Raw genomic sequence first — 19,882 nt, 5'->3', positions numbered from 1 at the left:
TAACGATGAAAAAACTATATATTAATCAATATGCACCAAACCCACGCAAACCTATTTTGTTAATGCAAGCCAAGGGTTTGGATATTTATAACTTAGATGATTTACAGATAATAGAAGTAGATTTTGCCAAAGATGAGCAAAGCACAGATGAGTTTGCGAGGATTAACCCATTAAAGCTTGTGCCAGTCTTAACGTTAGAAGATGGCACTATTATTAATGACTCGCAAGCCATTTGTGAATATTTAGATAAAACCTATGGACAAACCTCGCTTATGGGGCAGGGAGCCGTGCATCGAGCTAAGGTTTGTGCCATGAGACGAGCTGCCGAGTTAGAAGTTTTATATCCCTATATGCTGGCTTTTCAGCATGGTCATCCATCAAAAGCTCATCGTGTTGAGCAAGTGGCTGAGTTTGTGCCTAAGTCGATAAAAAGAGCGGTTGATGCCTTGCCATATTTTGAAGCGATTCTTAAAGACCATGATTATTTGGTAGATAATGCGCTTAGTTTTGCTGACATTGTGTTGTATCTTGCATTAGATTTTGGGCGTGTGCATAAAGTAAAACCAACAGAACAAAGTGACGGTGTGGCAAGGTTTTATAGCAGGATGAATGAAAAATTTGGCATGAAAAAGCCATAAGGTATAACAATGAAACAAATGAAGTATTTAGTGGTATCCATGTTTGTGGCAATCAGCTTATCTGCTTGTCAAACTCCAAACTTTGTTACAAATGAGATTGAACAAAAAGCGGTAATATTTGACGATATGCCTACATCAGCAGCATCTAATCTTAATTCAGTATTAATGAATCATAAGTGGTCACTAAAGGCGGCTGTCAATAAACAAAATCAAAAAATGGATACGTTAATTAGCTTAAAAAAGCCTGCTAAATTAAGCTTTAGCGATGGCGTAGCAAGCTTTGATGTTGGCTGTAACTCGATGAATGCACACTACCAACTTAATAACCGTACATTAACAACCGGTATGGTAAGAAGTACACAAATGTACTGTGCAGATTTAAATGCCGCTGAGCAAACCTTAAGTAGCTTAATGGCGGGTGACAGTCAACTTGCCGTTAATGGCAATCAGTTAATGCAGACTACAGCCAATGGTTCAACCCTAACTTGGCAAGGTGAGTTAACCGACCAAGCCAAATATGGTGAGGGTGAAGCCCTATTTTTAGAAGTTGCGCCACAAATACAGTCGTGCTATAGCGGTATTAATAATCAATGTTTAAAAGTACGTGAGGTATATTACGACGATAAGAGCTTAAAATCAGGCTACGGCGAGTGGCGATTGTTTGATAAATCCATTAAAGGTTATCGCCATGACCCACAGTATCGTAAACTGTTACGTGTTAAAAAATATGTAACCGACCCAATTGATGTAAAGGGAAAGCAATTGGTTTATGTGTTGGATATGGTAGTAGAAATAGAGGTTGCTAAATAATCGGACATGCAAACTCAACCGAAAAACATCATTTATACAGGGGTGGCCGGTACGGGCAAAACGTATCGCCTGCAACAACTTGCTAAACAATATAGCGAGGCGGTTACGCCGATTGATGAAGCCCAACTTTTGGCGACTTTAGTTGAAACACTCAATTGGCGTGAAGTGATTTGCCTCGTTTTTCTACAAAAAAAAGAAGAAGGGCAAGAACTGCTAAAAGTTGGCGAGATTGTTGAGCATCCAATTTTTCAAGCAAAAGCAGGGATTAATCAACGTACTGATAATTTAAAATCATCTGCTTGGGGCACGCTACAACAATATAGCCCCGTGGACTCTAAAACTGTTAACTATAAAAATAAAGCCAGCCAAGCCTATTTTGATAAAGACGAAACCAGCAGTTGGTATTTACTTTATGACGCGATTCTTTTGCTTGCTGATTTGCAAAGTTTGTTAAATGACTACCAAAAAAGTGTTTCCCAGTCGCAACAAAACCAAAAAATCATACAAAGATACAGTATGGTTAGTTTTCACCAAGCTTACGGTTATGATGAGTTTGTTGAAGGTATCCGACCAGAAATTGACGCAAACACCCAACAAATGAGGTATGACATCAAAGCAGGTGCCTTTGTTAAGTTGTGTGAGCAAGCACAACAAGACCCAAATAACCGCTATGCCATGTTGATTGATGAAATTAACCGTGCCAATGTTTCGCAAGTGTTTGGTGAACTAATGAGCCTGATTGAGCCGAGCAAACGTGCCGGGCAAGCTAATGCAATGAGTGTGAATTTGGCGTATTCGCAAATTCCATTTAGTGTGCCCAGCAATGTGGACATTTATGCCACAATGAATACTCAAGATCATTCACTAACGGTTTTAGATAGTGCTTTTCGTCGGCGGTTTGAATTTGTAGAAATGTTGCCAGATAGTGCCACCTTAGGGCAGGTAGCCGATGTTGATGGGGCAATGATTGACTTGGGTAAATTGTTAGATGGTTTAAATGGGCGTATCATGGCAACCTTGGGCGGGCAAGCAGGGCTAGGGCAGACATATTTTTATCAGGTGCAAACAGTTGCCGACTTATTAAAGGTTATGGCACGGCAAGTGATGCCCCAATTACTAAATGTTGCACAACATCAACCGCAAGCATTGGCTCAAATTTTTCGGCTTGAAGATACCATGATACCTTGGCTAGTCCCTTTAACTAGTCAGCCCGTACAACCTCAATTTGCCATAAATAGTGCAATGGCAAGCCAAACCAGTTATCAGCTTAATCCTAACTTAATAGAAGCTGTTGAGGGTTCATCTACAGATAATGAGTTTATAAAGGTAGAGGCGTTTAAGGGGTTGTATTAGGTGACGACATGAATAATAAAAGGTTTCAGTCTTTATTTTTCTGTCGTTATATTTTTCAACCATTATTTTTTAGATTGATTGCCTCAACATTAAGTTTATAACTTCAAATCACGACTGTAACAGTAATGTACATGACAAACCTCATAACCGTTTTTGAACACCAAACCATACAGCAATCAGATTTTGTTATCCAAACCGATTTTCATTGGCTATTGGCACAAATCGAAGTTGGGCAATTACCTTGTTTTCGTATTGGTTATGCTGGGCAAGTGGTGGTTAAAGTCAATCATTATCTTGCGGTTATTCGTTTGCCTAGTGGCACCGTGCTAGAAGTCTTACCCAAAATTAGTAAAGATGCGGTTGGCAATCAAAGCCAAACTCGGCAATGGGTTTTGCAAATGCTTGAGGATATCTATGGTTTGACAGCACAGCCACTGGATATGTTATCCACAGGGCAAACTAAGTCTAACTTTTTAAATAATGAACAATCAACTACCTGGTTACAGCCGCTGATTAAGATATGGTGTGGGTTGTTACGACAGTTGCCAACGCTGCTACCTCGTCATTATCAACAGGCAATGCAAAACAATCCACAGGCACAGGGCAAGTTGCTCATCAAAGAGCAAATAAACCACAATGCGCATCGTCCTCATTATCGCTATACCAGCCAACAACAGTTAGACTTGCATCCACTTTGGGGGCAATTTTTTTTGACAGCGTTGCAAAAACTAAACGCGCTTGGCATGAGTGACATAAATTTGCCAAGTGATGTGATGCCAGCAGTTGAAACCATTGTGCTATCAAAAGCAATACTGCCTGCTCAACAGTGGCAAGCAAGTTATCAACAGTTAAAGCAGCTTTTACTCGCGAGTAAAGCACAGCGAGATACCTATAGCTGGCAGCAGCTGGATATGGCAATCGAGTTGGCTTGGTTAATTTTACAAATGAAAAAAAACCTAAACACACACCCTGTATTGGGTACAGATTTTGTGCCAGCAGTGATGATAGATATGCAGCAAGCGTTTGAAAGGTGGGTGAGTATCAAGCTTGCCGATAGCGTAAAAGGCAGGGTACAAACACAAAAAAGTTTTACATGGTTACAAAGTGAGGGTGATAAAGCGTATCACCGTGCTTTAAAACCAGATGTGTTAATTTATCCACAGGATATGACCTTGCCGACTGCAGCCCAACCTTTGGTAGTGGCAGACGTTAAATATAAAGCCATAACGCAGTTAAAACAAATCAGTTCTGCTGATTTATATCAGCTTTATACTTATCAGCAGTTTTTACAAGCAGAGCAGGCATGGCTTATTTATCCGATAAGTGAAGGTGTCACTCAACCGGTTAGCTTACAAACCCTACCATTAGGAAATCTAAAAAAGACTGAGGAAACAGATAGTTGTAAGCAATCGACTCAGCCAAAAATTAGGTTAATACCGTTTGATGTTATGACGGGTAAAATTTTATTTAAAAATAATTAAAAAAAAGCTAAAAAAGTGTTGACAGTATTTAACCTTGGCAGTATTATATGCACCTCAACAGCGAGGCATAACAAACGCCAACACTGTTGTTAATGCAGTAAATTCGGAGTGTAGCGCAGTCTGGTAGCGCATCTGGTTTGGGACCAGAGGGTCGGGGGTTCGAATCCCTCCTCTCCGACCAACTGTATAAAGAGCCTTACAGGCTTTTTTTTGTTTATAAGTTTATACGCGTAAGCAATTTTTATGAGCGCCTGTAGCTCAGTTGGATAGAGCATCTGCCTTCTAAGCAGGTGGTCGCAGGTTCGAATCCTGCCAGGCGCGCCATTTGCCTGATACACATCAGTACCTTCTTAACTCTGGTGTCATTATGGCGGATGTAGCTCAGTTGGTAGAGCCCCAGGTTGTGATCTTGGTTGTCGCGGGTTCGATCCCCGTCATTCGCCCCAAATTATTTTACTTAGTTTTATTTATATATTTTATAGCAACCCTGACAATTTATATTGGCAGGGTTTTTTTGTATCTATATATTTATGTTTATAACCCAGTTAAAGTTAGGTTAATCATAGTTTGTGTGATATCTGTGATGAGCGTATAAATATGCTACAATTTTGTCTAAGCTATTAAAAAAGTAACAGATAAAAGAAAACTGACTAAAAGAAGATGATATGACCAAGTCTGACGAACAGCCTAACAAGACAAAAGAATTGCCTGAAACTGAGATAGGGCAATCATCACAACAGCAAAATATGCAAGTGACCACTAAAGAAACACTGCTTGCCCTGTATGATGTTGAGCCACAAGCCGTTATCAATAAAATAGACTCGGCTAGCAACAAACGTGCGGCAAAAAACAGACGAGATTTATATCAAGCTCAGCAAGAGCGTACACGCCAGTATTACCATGCCGATGATGGCATTAAACCCACGTATTTAATAAAAGCATTAAAACATCAGTTTGTTGAGTATGAACACTTTGTTATGTCGGCAGAGTTAGACAAGCGCTCAATTGCTGATGCGGATGGTGTCAGACGCTTGTGGGAGCAAATTCACATTGTGGATGACATTATCGCCGAGCTGGTTTTACATATGCCTTCACATGAGGCGGTTGGTTGGCAAATGAGCTCGCAAGGGCGAAATTATTTACGACTACCAACGGTTGGTCGTGTACGTCACGATCAAGATGTTGTAGCCGATCAAACCAGTATTAACAGCTATGTGTTGGGGCATTTTGGTGTTATGAGTTTTACTTATGATAAAGCGCATTACATTGGGCATGTTTTAGGGTATTTATTTTGCTGTTATTATTTTGCTTATTTGTCTATTAATTATGGGGTCACGGCATTAGCAGAAAATGCGATAGCTGAAGTTGAATATGCCAGTTTAGCAACGCCTCAGTTGGTGCGTTTATTACAAACGCTGGATGTGCATAGTAAGCAGCGAGTGTATCAACTTGCGGTTATTTGTGCACGTTTAAGCACTTATGCTACCGACAAACGTATTGAAAAAATGTTGATAGCCGAAGTGAATGAATTTGATAAAAAATTACAGATGAAGCATCTTGACTTATTATTAATGCAAGGTGTGATGCCAGAGATGCCAACACAAAAAAAAGAAGGTGAAGATGATGCTTCGCAGTAGTTTTGCTAATCCTAATAGAACAATTTTTTTATATACATTTATATTAATACCCCTGTGTTTAGGGTTATTTTTTGTGCCAAGCCATCATGCCAATGCGGTTAGCTTAAATAGCTTGTTTAATAATGATAATACAACTAGCAAATTTTTACCTGTAGAGCAGGCATTTGATGTAACAGCGACGGTTGATGGGCAGCAATTACATTTAAACTTTGATATTACTGATGGGCATTATGTTTATCAGGATAAAATTAAACTGGGGTTGCCAGAAGGTACAACGGCATCTAAGTTTACTTTTAACCAGCCAGTAAAATTTATTGAAGATCCTTTGTTTGGTAGAGTTGCAGTGTTTGATCAAACAAATGTTGTTGCGTCAGCTAACTTAAGTGGCTTAACAAACAAAACAGAGCTTGCTATCCAATGGCAGGGGTGTGCAAAAGCAGGACTTTGCTATCCACCACAAAAAATTAAGGTAACGGTTGATTCAAAAAACGATGACAATACGACGGATAAAATAGCTGAAGGCTTTGGTATCAAAGATGAAGGCAAAAAGGCAACAAATGCTCAAGTACTAGCGCAATCCGATGTCACGGCAGTTAATCAAATAACAAGTGGTTATACCTTGAGTCACCAGCCATTATATGACGCTGATGAAATTGGTATTGGACAAAAATTTGACCCTTTTGGACTGGCAAGCAACCCTGCTGTAGCATTGGGGCTAATATTTTTGGCGGGGCTAGGGCTGTCATTAACCCCTTGTGTGTTGCCAATGTTGCCGATTGTGGCAAACATTGTGGCACAACAAAATGAGGTGAGTGCCAAAAGGGCAGTTGCATTAAGTGGTAGCTATGCTTTGGGCGTTGCAGTTGCTTATGGGCTATTAGGGGCACTCATTGCCTATGTGGGGGAGTCTTTAGGGATTGTAAGTTGGTTACAAAATCCAATAGTATTAATTGGGTTTGCCTTCATATTTTTATTACTGGGGCTGTATATGTTGGAGTTGGTTGTTTTAAGGTTGCCATTGGCAATTAGCCAACCCTTACAAAAATTAAGCCAGTCTGCAAATAATAAGCTTGGTAGTGTTAGTGGTAGCTTTTTAGTCGGGCTGTTATCGGCGTTGGTGGTTTCGCCTTGCGTTACAGCACCGTTATCGGGCGCTTTATTTGCTGTTGCTGCCATTGGCAATGTTGGACTTGGTTTTATTGCGTTATTTTTACTTGGTTTGGGTTTGTCTTTACCTTTGGTTATATTTGCGGCTACACAGGGCAAGGTTATGCTAAAAGCTGGCGAGTGGATGAACTGGGTTAAGCAAGGTTTTGCTTATCTTATGTTTGCGTTAGCTATTATGATGCTTGAACGTGTTTTCGTAAGCTCATGGATGTTGGCTTTATGGTCTGCTTGGTTTGTGTGGATGGCTTATTGGCTTTGGCGATGGGCTGGAAAATGGCAAATCCTTAGCAAATTGCTTGCCAGCATCACTTTTATTTGGGCAATTTGCCTTGCAGTCGGTGCCATCACTGGCAGTACAGATAGTATGAGACCTTTGAGTCAAATTAACCAGCCAGTGCCGTTAACAAATGATAAAAAGTCAGACATCAAACTCACTCAGTTAGCAAAACTTGATGAGCAATTAGCACAGCAACCAAAAGTGGTTGTGGATATTGTGGCAGATTGGTGCGTTGAATGTCGTATTATGGAAAAAAACTTATTTGTAAACCCACCCGCCGAGCTGAATAATTGGCAGCTGATTAAACTGGATATTACTGATGCCGATGATAGTAAAGCGGTGCTTGCTAGGTATAAATTGTTTGGACCACCTGCACTACTGTATTACAAAGAAGGGCAGCTGCAAGCTATCCAGGTTGGAGAAACAAAACGTAAACAGTTTGAGCAAGCTTTGAATATTTTAAATAAAAAATGAGGGTGAAAATTATTTCTAGTTAGTGACTACATTGGTGATTAATAATTAAGTATAATGTGTTTTTTAATTGTAATATGATATGCAAAACCACTAAATTTAAAGAGTTTTTATGCGAGTTGATGCTACTTTTTTTAAAAATACAATAATGAAAACACTGTTCTTTGGTAGTTTTTTGGGTACACTTTTGGCTTGCCAGCCACCTATTGGTGATGCTAACGAAAATAGTAATCAAGTGGCGGGACAAGAAGCCGTAAAACAAAACAAGATTTCAATTAGTTGTCATAATCAAGCGATCGTCAAAGCCTTTAATCAAAAAAAGTCTAATGTGCAAGTAAAAGGCTGCGCTACCATTGTTGCCATGTTGCCAGATGATACCAAGGGTAGTCAGCATCAACGTATGATTGTTGCATTAAATGATGTAAAACCACGTCATACGATTTTAATAGCACATAATATTGATCTTGCACCCAAGGCAAAAACAGCAAAAAAAGGCAAAAAAATCAATTTTTATGGCGAATATGAATATACAGAAAAAGGTGGTGTAGTTCATTGGACACATCATGACCCAGCGGGGCGTCATCAAGGTGGTTGGATAGAAGTTGATGGTAAGCGCTACGAATAGTGTGGATCCTAAAAAATATCGTTAAAATTGTATACCTTTAATATAAGGTAGCTTATTAATTTGGAGAGAGTTGGATGCGGCAGTTAGTGAACCGACAATATGGTAAAAAAATATATGGTAATAAATCTCAAGGTAAAACAGTATTATTAATGAGTATGTTGGCAGTGACGTCTGTTGCCAATGCAACGCCAGAGGTTACCGTTAAACCAAGCACAGAGTTGTTTTTAGCCTGTGCTCAAGTAAACAAAGATGCTGCTCGCTTGGCTTGTTATGACAAAGTTTCAGCCAAAGCAGAACTACCAAATTTTGTGGCAGAGAAGGCAGCAATCGACTTAGGAAAAACTTTTCAGTCAGCTATTAAAGGTAAACCTGAAGTGGTGCTTGAGGGTGAAAGAGCAGGATACATTGTAGAAGAGGTTGACAAAGAACCTAGTGATAATAAAAAGGCTAAACAACAAGAAAATGGCAAACAAGCGTTTGATAATCAAGTTTTAGGACAGGTTGGGGTTACTCAAAGAGATGTAGAAAAATATTCTCCATTGAGTTTGGCATATGATTTAGATAAAAACAGTGAAGTTGGTAATTTTAAATTGCGTGCGCATAACCCAATGTATGTTTTGCCTGTGTTTGTGCATGATAAGCCAAATCGTACACCAAGTTCACCAAACCAGCCTTCGCCTAAGCCAATGGGCGATACTTACCGTGCGCCAGAAGCCAAATATCAATTGTCGGTAAAAACCAAAGTAGCAGAAGACTTGTTTGATACCAATGCGGATTTATGGTTTGGTTATACCCAACAATCGCATTGGCAAGTTTACAATGAAGATAACTCTCATCCGTTTCGTGCAAGCGATTATATGCCCGAAATCTTTGTGACTCAACCTGTTACAGCAGAGTTACCTTTTAATGGTCAGCTGCGGATGATTGGGGCAGGATTGATGCACCATTCAAATGGTGAAGATGATCCATTATCACGTTCATGGAATAAAATGTACCTTATGGCAGGTGCCGAATGGGGTGACTTAACGGTTATTCCTCGTTTTTCTAAACGTCTTGAAACTGAAAAAGATAAGGACGATGATAACCCAGATATCGAAGATTTTTATGGTTTTGGTGATGTCAAAGTGTTTTATCCATTAGATGACAAAAACAACGTTGCAGGCACCTTTAGGCTTAACCCAAGTACTGGCAAGGGAGCGGTGCAAGTTGATTATACGCATGAGCTTGATAATGGCGTCAGTATGTATTTGCAACTTTTCCATGGTTATGGTGAGTCGATTATTGACTACAATCATGAAGACACCACGGTTGGTGTTGGCGTCATGCTAAATGACTGGCAAGGTTTATAAAACCTGTTTATGCCTTTACCTTACCAATTTGGCATGCTGATGGCGAGTTATGTTCATCAGCGTTGCCATTTGTGTGGTGTTAACTACAGTAAAAAATCATTCCCTAAATCCGCATCAATTTGCCAGCAGAAACCCTCTATAAAATTACTAACACGTTTTGATACGGGCGTGCTTTGTGATGCTTGCCATAATACCATTGCGTGGTTGCCTAAAAACTTTGAGTTGGTCATTAATGGTGGAAACCTACCTATATACCCTGCCAGTTTATATCAACATCCGATTGATTCGGTCATTCGTCGTTTTAAGTTTCATGAGGATATGACACAATTACCCATTTTGGTTCATTTAATTCACCAGTTGCCACGTCCGCATGGTTGTCATTCTTCCAATGCGGTTATCCTGCCAATGCCAACTACCAAGTCTCGATTAAAACACCGCGGGTTTGATCCTGTTAGTGTGTTGGCACCTTATCTTTCTAAACATTGGGGTATCCCGATATGGCGAGGTGTGGCTCGAGTTGATGACAGCGTAAGCCAACGTGGGTTATCAAGAGTTGAACGCTTAAATAACCTAAATGGTGCGTTTGTTGTTACTAAGCAAATCCCAAGAAAACGCATTTTGTTGTTTGATGATGTGGTTACGACAGGTGCAACCATGACCGCTTTAGCGAACACGATATCGCCTATCTGGTCTCCGCCAATTCAAAAAACTAATCACACACCACAGTTACAGGGATTTTGTCTTGCATATCGGCATATAAATGGTGACAATAGATTGAAATAAAAAACAAATAACAGGGATGTTTGATGCGTTTAAGTAAAGCCAGCCAATATGGTGTTGGGCTGATAGAAGTACTGGTAGCTTTGCTGTTGTTAGCCATTGCGGTATTAGGATATAGTGCTTTACAAATGACAGCAATCAAATTAACCAATGAGTCCGCTAAAAGAACGACCGCTAATCTAATTATGCAGCAGCTTGGACAAACGGTAAGGGCAAATCCGTCAGCCATTCATGTTTTTTCTAATCAAATTAATCAGCGTTCTAGCGCCAGTGTGGCTAAACCCAATCAGCTTTGTGGGTTTGAGTTATCATCTTCAGGTACGTCAAATTTATGTACAGCACAGCAGTTGGCGGCGGCAGAGGCCTATGTTATCACCAAAAAAACACAACAGACCGGGTTAACAATTCAAATGATACCTTGCCCAACCAATCAACGACAGGGTGTGTATTGTGCAATTATTGCGTGGCAAAATACGTTAGCGATTGTAGGTGAAGGGCTGAATGCTTGTGTCAATCATAAAGGTGTGTACCATCCAAACACTACTTGTTTAATTGCTGAACTCAGTTAATTTAAGCAATAAGCATGCAAAAATATGCCAAAAAATAAAACACCTTCTCAAACTGGTTTTACTTACATAGAGTTGTTAATTGCACTTAGCATTGGCTTGATAATCATCGCTGCGGTATTACAAGTTTTATATCATAATGCTGGCTCAGTAAAACGTCAGTCTGCTCATGCAGACTTGCAAGATACTATGGTTTTTTCAATTAACTTTGTTAAAAAGCAAATACGTAAAGCAGGAATGGGCGCAAAGGCAAATCATCAGCACTCGGGTCACATACTCAAGCAAGACACCGTGTATGGTGGTATTGTGATGACAGCACCTAACCAAGCATTTGGCAGTATTGATAATGCAGTTAGCACAAATTTGCATGGCATTAGGTTGGGTAATGCAGCGGTTCCAAAGCGTTTGTTGTCACGTTCGGCTGTTGGTAGCAGTAATGTTTTACAACAAAAAAGCGACCAATTAACCATTTTATATTTAATGCCAAATAGTGGGCATTATGATTGTCAGGGCAGGGGCATCCCTAAAGGCTATTATGTTATTGAGCGTTATTTTGTGCGCAAAGATAAAAATGCGACGGCGTTGGCATGTGCTTCTAGCAATTTTAAAGTGGTAGCAAAACGTATGGAAGACATCACTCAATGGGTTGATATTAGTGTTTATACCAAACCCAATGGCAAAACAGTAAAATCATATTTTTCTGGTAGAGGAAGTGTTATTATCCCCAATGTTGATTATTTTCGGGTGATGTATGGCGTGAGTGATATGGATAACGACTCTCAAGCCAATGAGGATGCAGTCAATACAATTGAGTATATTGCAGCCAATAATGCCGAACAAGCACAGGGCTTTGATGAGTTGAATAAACGAATTGTGAGTGTAAGGTTTGGCTTACTCATGCATTCGCAAATTAATCAGGTTAATGCTTTTAAAAAGCAGCTGCCTCATCCACAAGATCGTTTTAAAGTGTTAGATAAACAAAATTTGATGCTCAATACCAAGCAGGACATGGGTAATTTTAATAGACAAGTTTTAGAGTCGACTATTTTACTAAGAAACGCCAGAGCCATCTATTAATAAAGCAGGGCGGTAATAAAACAGGACGGTATGAAATAAGCAGTATGTGATATACTCTCGTACCATTGATAAGTTTGAAGACAAGCTCGAGATAACTTTAGCATAATTTTGGACTTTAGGTTTTAAAGTGCTTGGTTAAAACAGCTGATAAAAATCAGAACCGAGCATAATAGATACAAATTAAAAGGATAATAAACTAATGGCAAATGACGTAATATTTTCACCACAAATTACGGTTGACCGTATTGAAGGCATTGTACAACAAGGTTTTAAAACCGTGATTAATAACCGTCCAGATGGTGAAGAAATAGATCAGCCAACCAGTAAACAGATTGCGGATGCGTGTGAGCAAGCTGGGCTTGCGTATGGCGAGTTTTTATTTTCTGGTAATGATTTAACCGAGCAGTTAGTGGTAGAGTTTGCTGAATATTTTAATCAAGCAGAACAGCCTGTATTTATGTTTTGCCGTTCTGGAAATCGCTCAAATGTGATTTATCAAACGGCTGTGCAGATGGGATTAATTAACGAGTAATATAAAGCTCTATATTGTATTAAATATGAAGAAACATCAAATCACGAATGCACCACAAATTGGTAATGAGCAAGTCGCGCAAATTGCCCAAAAAGGCTATAAAACCATCATATGTTTTTGCAAAAATGATGAATGCAAACACCAGCCGACACATGCTGAGATTGAAAAAAGCTGTCATCAGGTAGGTATCGCCTTTAAGGCCATTCCGTTTGCGGCATCTGAGTTAAGTCATGCACAGGTTACCGAATTTGCTGAGTACTTTAACCAAGTCGAACACCCTGTTTATATGTATTGTCAAACAGGGGTTAGAGCCAAACTCATTTATCAGGCGGCTTTGGTTTCTGGATTATTAGACTAACAGACCAATAGCAATTAGCTAATATATATCATCGTTATAAAAAGAGACCGCTCAATTGAGCGGTCTCTTTTCATGTATTATAAATTTGATATTTAAAAAACATTAAAAATGATAGCCAACCTTCATACCCAGTGCATAACCGTCAGAATCTTCCATCGATAAAGCAGGCGTCTTGGGATCATCTGAAGGTATTTCTCCCCCTTCAATATGCAGATATTGTGCACCGCCACCAACAGTAAGCTGATCGGTTAAGTCGTACTCTGCACCAATAGCCAAGCTGGTAACCGCATTATAAGGACCAAGTAAGCTTAATGGTTGACCGGTTCCACTGTCATAAGCTGCACGAATCTCAGCAGCAAATCTAGGTGTAAACTGTTTCGCAACGGCGACTTCTACCGAGTATTGGTCATCGGCATATTCAGCTAATGGTTCACCATTTCTTAATTGGGTGCTTAATGGTGGAGACACTTCAAACTTTGACCATTCTACCCAACGGGCATTAACCATGCCCAATAGCTGGTGCTTACGGCTTAACCCTGTCTGAAAATCAACAGACACAGACTGAGGGAAAGTAACATCGGTTAAGCTATGTGTTTCATCTGAAGTGCCCAGTGGTGATGAAATGGTTTCAATGCCATGTACGCTGTACTTAGCAGGGGCACGGTAGGTAATAGCAGTACGCATGGCGATTTCTGGTTTTTCAAAGGCAACACCAACCATAGGTACCCAGGTCGTTTCTTTATCAAAGTCTAAATTATAAAGCGTTGGTGCTAAGGATGAAGTCTGTAATGCTTTTAACTGACCAGCTTGTTCGGCATTGAGCACGCCAGCTTTTTGTCCTTTTATTAATTGTTGGTAAGCATCTTGAGAAACATTGGCTCTTTCTAAAACCTTACTTAGACCAACGGGTGTAGCCCCTTTTACATTACCAGAAATTGATTGATGCTCAACACCGCCATAAACCCAAATGTTACGGTCGGTTGGTTTACCAGCAGCCACAATACCAATGCTCTCGGTTTTAACATGGGCTTCTGTTGCGCCATACTGGTTGTTAAACATATTACCAGTAGGGTAGCTTGAGTCAACGCCCCAAGGACCATTGTAAAACAACGCTACGGCACTGTTTTTTGTTGGCGCTATTTTTGCAACCGCACCGACCATGCCATAGTCTTCCATCATGTTGGGGACTTTATTACCTAAAGCATCGGTACCTTTTAAATCAGGATTTACGTAGGCATAGTTTACTTCGGCATAGTTGCCTTCTATAAACAAAGGTAAAATTGGTTGTTGAGAACGCTCAAGACCAGCAGCGTGAGATATGGTTGCTATGCTAACAGAAGCAATCATAGCCAATGATAAATGAGATAGTTTCATATAAAAGATAAAAACCCTTTTTGGAATAAAACGTTAAAAAAAGTTAAGCTTCACAGAAGCTTAACTTAATTGTATGGTCATAATTTACTGTTGAGTACGTTAGAGACAATTTTAGAAATCAACATTAAAAATAGGTATAAACAAATGCGACTTATTTTTTTGCCGTACTCTCAGTTTGCTAATTATACTATAGCTTTTACCATTTTAGTCTTTTTTACTAAATAAACTAACAAGGCTTTGGTACTATCAAAGTTTTATGGTTACAGTTTTGCCGCAACTTCTGCGCCTTGTTTAATCGCACGTTTGGCATCTAATTCGCCAGCATATTTAGCACCACCAATAATATGATAATTTGCGTGGGTGACAGCATCTTCTTTTGGCATTAAGTCATTGACCGATACTTGACCTGCACATACCACAATGGTATCTACTCTTAATAGCTGACGATTGCCTTCTGGGTTGGTAATCCATAATCCTTCATCAGTGACTTCTTCATAAGTAACACCAGACATTTGCATCACCCCATGCGACTGTATGGCGGCTCTATGTACCCAGCCGGAGGTTTTATTTAAGCCTTTGCCTAATCGACCAGCTTTACGTTGCATTAAGTAAACTTGTCTTTTGCGGGCAATGGCTTTAGGTTTGGTTAAACCGCCGTCTGATTGATAGTTTGCATCATTGTTAACGCCCCATTCGGCACGCCAATCGGCAATGTCTTGTGGTTTTGGTCGATAGCTTGGATCATTTAACTTATCTGTCAGTTCGTGCAAAGGCTCACTATGATGGGCGGTTAAATATTCACTAACGTCAAAGCCAATACCACCTGCACCAATCACGGCAACTTTGTCACCAGCAGTGGCATTGCCAGATAGTAAGTCAGCATAGCTAATCACTTTAGGGTGTTCGGCACCTGTCAGCTTGCCTTCTAAACTACGAGGAATAACCCCAGTTGCGATAACAACCTCATCAAATTGCCCTTCATCTAGCAGGTCTTGATTTACTTTTGTATTTAACTTAACGGTTACGCCATTATGAGCGAGTTGTTCGCGGAAGTAGCGGACACTTTCAAAAAACTCTTCTTTACCTGGAATGACCTTGGCATAGTTAAATTGACCGCCTAAAGTATCTTTTGCTTCAAATAATGTTACTTCATGCCCTCTTTCGGCAGCAATAACAGCGGTACTCATACCAGCAACGCCACCACCAACAATGGCAACTTTTTTAGATTTTTTGGCAGGCTTGTAGGTCAGCTCTGTTTCGTGGCAGGCTTGTGGGTTGACCAAACAAGATGAGCGTTTGTTTTCAAATGTGTGGTCAAGGCAGGCTTGGTTACAGGCAATACAGGTATTAATTAAGTTTGCTTGCCCTTGCTTGGCTTTATTTGCCCAAGCAGGGTCTGCCAGTAGGGGTCTTGCCATTTGAACTAAGTCGCCTTGACTATTGGCAATGATGTCTTCAGCAGTATCTGGCATATTAATACGGTTGGATGCCATTACAGGGATGCTAACATGTTTTTTAACCTCGGCGGTATAATCAACAAAACCTGCCCTTGGTACACTGGTAACAATCGTTGGGACACGGGCTTCATGCCAACCAATACCTGTATTAATAATGGTAACGCCAGCTTCTTCTAAAGCTTTTGCAACGGTAATAACTTCATCCATCACGTTGCCATCTGATACCAAATCTAGCATAGATAAACGGAAGGTAATAATAAAGTCAGAACCAACAGCAGCACGAACAGCACGTACCACTTCAATTGGAAACTTCATACGAGCGTGTATGTCACCGCCATATTCGTCGGTTCTTTGGTTAACGTGTTGGCTTAAAAATTGATTAAGCAAGTAACCTTCTGACCCCATAATTTCAACGCCGTCGTAGCCTGCTTGTTTAGCAAGGCTGGCACAGCGGGCAAAGTCTTTAACAGTTTTTTTAATGTTAGACTTGCTCATGCTACGTGGTTTAAATGGCGATATGGGAGATTTAATTGGGCTAGCAGAAACAACAAAGGGGTGATAACCATAACGACCACTGTGTAAAATTTGCATGACAATTTTACTGTTATGTTTATGTACGGCATCCGTTACTTTTTTATGGTTACGGATATCCAATTTACTGCTCATCGTGCCGCCTGCTGGTAATAACCAACCTTCGCGGTTTGGTGAAATACCACCCGTAATCATCATGGCAGTGCCACCTTTTGCACGTTCTGCAAAATAGGCTGCAAGTTTGTCGTAATTATAGAATCTGTCTTCAAGCCCTGTATGCATAGAACCCATAACAACACGGTTTTTAAGTGTAGTAAAACCTAAATCAAGTGGTTCAAATAAGTGAGGATAATGTGGGTTTTTTGTTTGGGTTTGAATGTTGTCTGTAACATCATTTGTCATTTTAAATCCTTTTTTTTAGCTGGCGAATTGCTGGCACATACTGACCAATGCGAAAACTATCATATCATTAATATATTTAAGGAGTGTATTAGATATGACTGCTGCGTTTACAAAAATGAAAATGATTTTAATTATTAACAATAATGTGTAAGAATAGCTTAGGTGTATGATAAACAACTAATTTAAAGTATGAATCAATTTTACATCAGTAATAATTTTAACTAATAAAGGATCATTTTTATGAGCATAAAACCAACTACTTTAGCGGCATTACAAAACTTAGAATTGCCTGCTATTGCCTCGCCAATGTTTTTAATCTCTAACCCTAAAATGGTGATAGAAACATGTAAGGCCGGGGTGATAGGCAGCTTTCCTGCTTTAAACCAAAGAGAAAACGCAGGGTTTGACCAATGGCTTTCAGAGATAAAATCATCACTTGATGCAGAGCGTGAACAAGGTAAAAATCCGGCTCCCTTTGCAGTTAATTTAGTGGTACATAAAACCAATAAACGACTAGAGCAAGACCTAAAAACCATTGTTAAGCACCAAGTACCTATCGTGATTACCTCTTTAGGCATTAATCAAGATGTGATTGATGCGGTGCATAGTTATGGCGGATTGGTATTTCATGATGTGATACAAACACGCCATGCTATTAAAGCGGCAACGGGTGGTGTTGATGGGCTGATTCTTGTGTGTGCTGGGGCAGGTGGTCATGCTGGCACTTTAAACCCATTTGCTTTTGTTGGCGAAGTACGTAAACTTTATAAAGGTATGGTTATTTTGGCTGGTTGTATTTCTTCGGGAGCAGATGTTGCCGCAGCAAAAGCCATGGGGGCAGACTTTGCTTATATGGGGACGCGTTTTATTGCCACTCAGGAGGCAAATGCGGTAGCAGGTTATAAGGAGATGGTTGTAGAAAGCCATACATCAGATATTATGTACACGCCAAATATTTCTGGTATTCATGCAAACTTTTTAACACCGAGTATTATTAATAGTGGTATTGACCCTAATAACTTAGTTAAGCCAGAAAAAATTGATTTAGGTGATGAACTAACAGCAAAAGAAGACAGCGATGGTGATAAAACCGATGGTGCTTGGAAGACAATTTGGTCGGCAGGGCAAGGTGTGGGTAGCATCGATAAAATATTGCCGGTTGCTGGATTGGTTGATGAGCTAAAAGCAGAATATGCACAGGCAAAAGCAAACATTTAAGCAAATTAGATTGCAATAAACAATTTATTAAAACAATAAGAAACAGGTTTTAAAGGTCGGTTACACAACCGACCTTTTTCTCCTTTATATGCTTGTCAGTCACTCTGATAAGTGTTTTAATGGTCGGTGTATTTTGTAATCCATTTCTTAGTAACACACAAGCAGATAAGTGCATGAAAGATAAACCGCTCCCGACCAATTTTGATGACTCTTTTGATAATCATATCCTATCAGATAATGAACTAATGGCAGCCATTGATATTGGTTCTAACAGTTTTCATTTAGCCATTGCACGGCTTGACCACGGAGAAGTTCGCAAAGTTGCTTCTATGTCAGAAAAAGTTCAGCTTGGTGCTGGGCTTGATGAGAATGATATGCTGAGTCAAGAAGCACAACAACGTGGAATCGACTGCTTATCACGCTTTATGGGGCGATTAGAATCTGTATTACCAGACCGCTTACGTATTGTTGCGACCAATGCTTTGCGCCAAGCGGCCAATGCCAACGATTTTATTAAAGCGGCAAATGCCATTTTACCCAAACCTATAGAAGTAATTGCCGGGCGAGAAGAAGCCCGTTTAATTTATTTGGGTGTATCGCATACCAATGCCAGTACAGACAAACGTTTGGTAGTTGATATTGGTGGTGGTTCGACCGAGTTTATTATTGGGCAAGAGTTTGAGCCAATTTTAACAGAAAGCTTACAAATGGGCTGTGTGTCTTATACCAAATCTTATTTTGAAGATGGCAAAATTACTGAAAAAGCGTTTGAAAAAACCGTATCGGCTGCCCGCAAGCAAATTTTAGCAATCAGCGGTAGTTATCAAAACTCGGGTTGGTCTAGCGTTGTTGGCTCTAGTGGCACAATGAAAGCAGTAAGAAATGTATTAGTTGCCCAAGGTTGGTCTGATGATCAAGAACGTATTACTTATGAAGGGGTTAAAAAGCTAGAAAAACTTTTACTTAAAATAGGGGATGTGAATGACATCCAGCTAGAAGGGGTAAAAGAGCATCGTAAAGCCGTGTTCCCTGCCGGTGTTGCCATTGTGCGTTCCATTATGAAAGTGTTTGGCATAGAAGTCATTACCTATTCTGATGGCGCATTGCGTGAAGGTGTGATGTATGACATGCTGGGGCGCTTTGCAAGCGAAGATGTGCGTGATAGAAGTGTGCAAGCATTAATTAAACGCTATTCGGTAGACAAAGCACAAGGTGAACGTGTGGTTAAATCAAGCAACCAGCTGTTTAAACAAGTGCAAAACCGTTTAGGCTTAAAAACAGAAGATGCAGATTTGCTAAGAAGGTCGGCATTTTTGCATGAAATTGGCTTGGCTATTAGTCATAGTGGTTACCATAAACACAGTGCTTATTTGCTAGAGCACTCAGACGTACCTGGCTTTTCACAGGTTGATCAATTGCGTATGGCACAAATTGTACAAAACCATCGCCGTAAGTTAAAGTCAGACGGTTATGAGCTAGTAAAAATGGTCGGTGGTGAAACCTTAGTGAACTTGTGCCTCATTTTACGTTTGGCGGTGCTTATTAATCATAGTCGAGCTGACCAAAACCAATTACCAATAGAGCTTTCTATTATTGATGCCACCCATTGGCAAGTTAACATTATAGGGGCAGAGGACGATGTCTTATTGTTAACCTCAGATTTGTCTGAAGAAGTTACTCAATTTTCTAAATGGGGTGTCACGCTTAGTATTGCTTAAATAGCTTATTAATTAAGTGTTGAGCTAAAAACTAGGTGCTTTATATCGGTAATGTTAATTT

General features: G+C 39.9%; 17 protein-coding genes and 3 tRNA genes. 18 read left to right on the top strand and 2 right to left on the bottom strand.

The window, feature by feature from the left end:
* The first annotated feature begins 5 nt into the window (after positions 1-5).
* From VH441_RS05245 to VH441_RS05170, 16 genes are all read left to right on the top strand, one after another.
* The gene (locus VH441_RS05245; RefSeq protein WP_434352620.1) at positions 6-638 is read left to right on the top strand and encodes a glutathione S-transferase family protein; all 633 of its coding nucleotides are present in this window, start codon (positions 6-8) and stop codon (positions 636-638) included.
* Between the two features lie 9 nt (positions 639-647).
* On the top strand, positions 648-1,448 hold the full coding sequence (locus tag VH441_RS05240; RefSeq protein ID WP_434352619.1) for an META domain-containing protein: 801 nt from the start codon (positions 648-650) through the stop codon (positions 1,446-1,448).
* 6 nt (positions 1,449-1,454) lie between these two features.
* Positions 1,455-2,801: an McrB family protein gene (locus VH441_RS05235; RefSeq protein ID WP_434352618.1), complete on the top strand. Its 1,347-nt coding sequence runs from the start codon at positions 1,455-1,457 to the stop codon at positions 2,799-2,801.
* 131 nt (positions 2,802-2,932) lie between these two features.
* A complete protein-coding gene (locus tag VH441_RS05230; RefSeq protein WP_434352617.1) occupies positions 2,933-4,282 on the top strand; it encodes a 5-methylcytosine restriction system specificity protein McrC in 1,350 nt (449 codons plus the stop codon).
* Positions 4,283-4,386: 104 nt separating this feature from the next.
* A tRNA-Pro gene (locus tag VH441_RS05225) sits at positions 4,387-4,463 on the top strand.
* A gap of 66 nt (positions 4,464-4,529) precedes the next feature.
* A tRNA-Arg gene (locus VH441_RS05220) sits at positions 4,530-4,606 on the top strand.
* Between the two features lie 46 nt (positions 4,607-4,652).
* Positions 4,653-4,728: transfer RNA gene (locus VH441_RS05215), tRNA-His, on the top strand.
* Between the two features lie 219 nt (positions 4,729-4,947).
* Entirely contained in the window at positions 4,948-5,919 is a 972-nt protein-coding gene (locus VH441_RS05210) for a hypothetical protein (RefSeq protein ID WP_434352616.1), read from the top strand.
* Between the two features lie 73 nt (positions 5,920-5,992).
* A complete protein-coding gene (gene dsbD, locus VH441_RS05205) occupies positions 5,993-7,837 on the top strand; it encodes a protein-disulfide reductase DsbD (RefSeq protein ID WP_434352615.1) in 1,845 nt (614 codons plus the stop codon).
* A gap of 145 nt (positions 7,838-7,982) precedes the next feature.
* Positions 7,983-8,459: a DUF3465 domain-containing protein gene (locus VH441_RS05200; RefSeq protein ID WP_434352614.1), complete on the top strand. Its 477-nt coding sequence runs from the start codon at positions 7,983-7,985 to the stop codon at positions 8,457-8,459.
* A gap of 74 nt (positions 8,460-8,533) precedes the next feature.
* Complete coding sequence (locus VH441_RS05195) at positions 8,534-9,808, top strand: phospholipase A (protein WP_434352613.1); 1,275 nt, start codon at positions 8,534-8,536, stop codon at positions 9,806-9,808.
* 9 nt (positions 9,809-9,817) lie between these two features.
* Complete coding sequence (locus VH441_RS05190; RefSeq protein ID WP_434352612.1) at positions 9,818-10,591, top strand: ComF family protein; 774 nt, start codon at positions 9,818-9,820, stop codon at positions 10,589-10,591.
* 23 nt (positions 10,592-10,614) lie between these two features.
* Positions 10,615-11,157, top strand: coding sequence for a type IV pilus modification protein PilV (gene pilV / locus VH441_RS05185; protein WP_434352611.1), 543 nt, complete (start codon positions 10,615-10,617; stop codon positions 11,155-11,157).
* A gap of 24 nt (positions 11,158-11,181) precedes the next feature.
* Positions 11,182-12,231, top strand: coding sequence for a PilW family protein (locus VH441_RS05180; RefSeq protein WP_434352610.1), 1,050 nt, complete (start codon positions 11,182-11,184; stop codon positions 12,229-12,231).
* A 199-nt stretch (positions 12,232-12,430) separates the two neighbouring features.
* The gene (locus VH441_RS05175) at positions 12,431-12,763 is read left to right on the top strand and encodes a TIGR01244 family sulfur transferase (protein ID WP_434352609.1); all 333 of its coding nucleotides are present in this window, start codon (positions 12,431-12,433) and stop codon (positions 12,761-12,763) included.
* A 25-nt stretch (positions 12,764-12,788) separates the two neighbouring features.
* On the top strand, positions 12,789-13,121 hold the full coding sequence (locus VH441_RS05170; protein WP_434352608.1) for a beta-lactamase hydrolase domain-containing protein: 333 nt from the start codon (positions 12,789-12,791) through the stop codon (positions 13,119-13,121).
* A gap of 102 nt (positions 13,122-13,223) precedes the next feature.
* Here the strand turns inward: VH441_RS05170 and VH441_RS05165 are convergent, their stop codons facing one another.
* Entirely contained in the window at positions 13,224-14,495 is a 1,272-nt protein-coding gene (locus VH441_RS05165; RefSeq protein WP_434352607.1) for an outer membrane protein transport protein, read from the bottom strand.
* 260 nt (positions 14,496-14,755) lie between these two features.
* Positions 14,756-16,885 (bottom strand): FAD-dependent oxidoreductase, encoded by a 2,130-nt coding sequence (locus VH441_RS05160; RefSeq protein ID WP_434352606.1) that lies wholly within the window; start codon positions 16,883-16,885, stop codon positions 14,756-14,758.
* A 240-nt stretch (positions 16,886-17,125) separates the two neighbouring features.
* Between VH441_RS05160 and VH441_RS05155 the strand changes: the two genes are divergently transcribed.
* Complete coding sequence (locus VH441_RS05155; protein ID WP_434352605.1) at positions 17,126-18,103, top strand: NAD(P)H-dependent flavin oxidoreductase; 978 nt, start codon at positions 17,126-17,128, stop codon at positions 18,101-18,103.
* Between the two features lie 173 nt (positions 18,104-18,276).
* The gene (gene ppx / locus VH441_RS05150; RefSeq protein ID WP_434352604.1) at positions 18,277-19,821 is read left to right on the top strand and encodes an exopolyphosphatase; all 1,545 of its coding nucleotides are present in this window, start codon (positions 18,277-18,279) and stop codon (positions 19,819-19,821) included.
* The last annotated feature ends 61 nt before the right edge of the window (positions 19,822-19,882 follow it).

It is taken from the genome of Psychrobacter sp. HD31 (assembly GCF_051097895.1).
Lineage (GTDB): Bacteria > Pseudomonadota > Gammaproteobacteria > Pseudomonadales > Moraxellaceae > Psychrobacter.
Note: the sequence above shows the minus strand (reverse complement) of the source record. Positions and strands in the feature narration are given on the sequence as shown.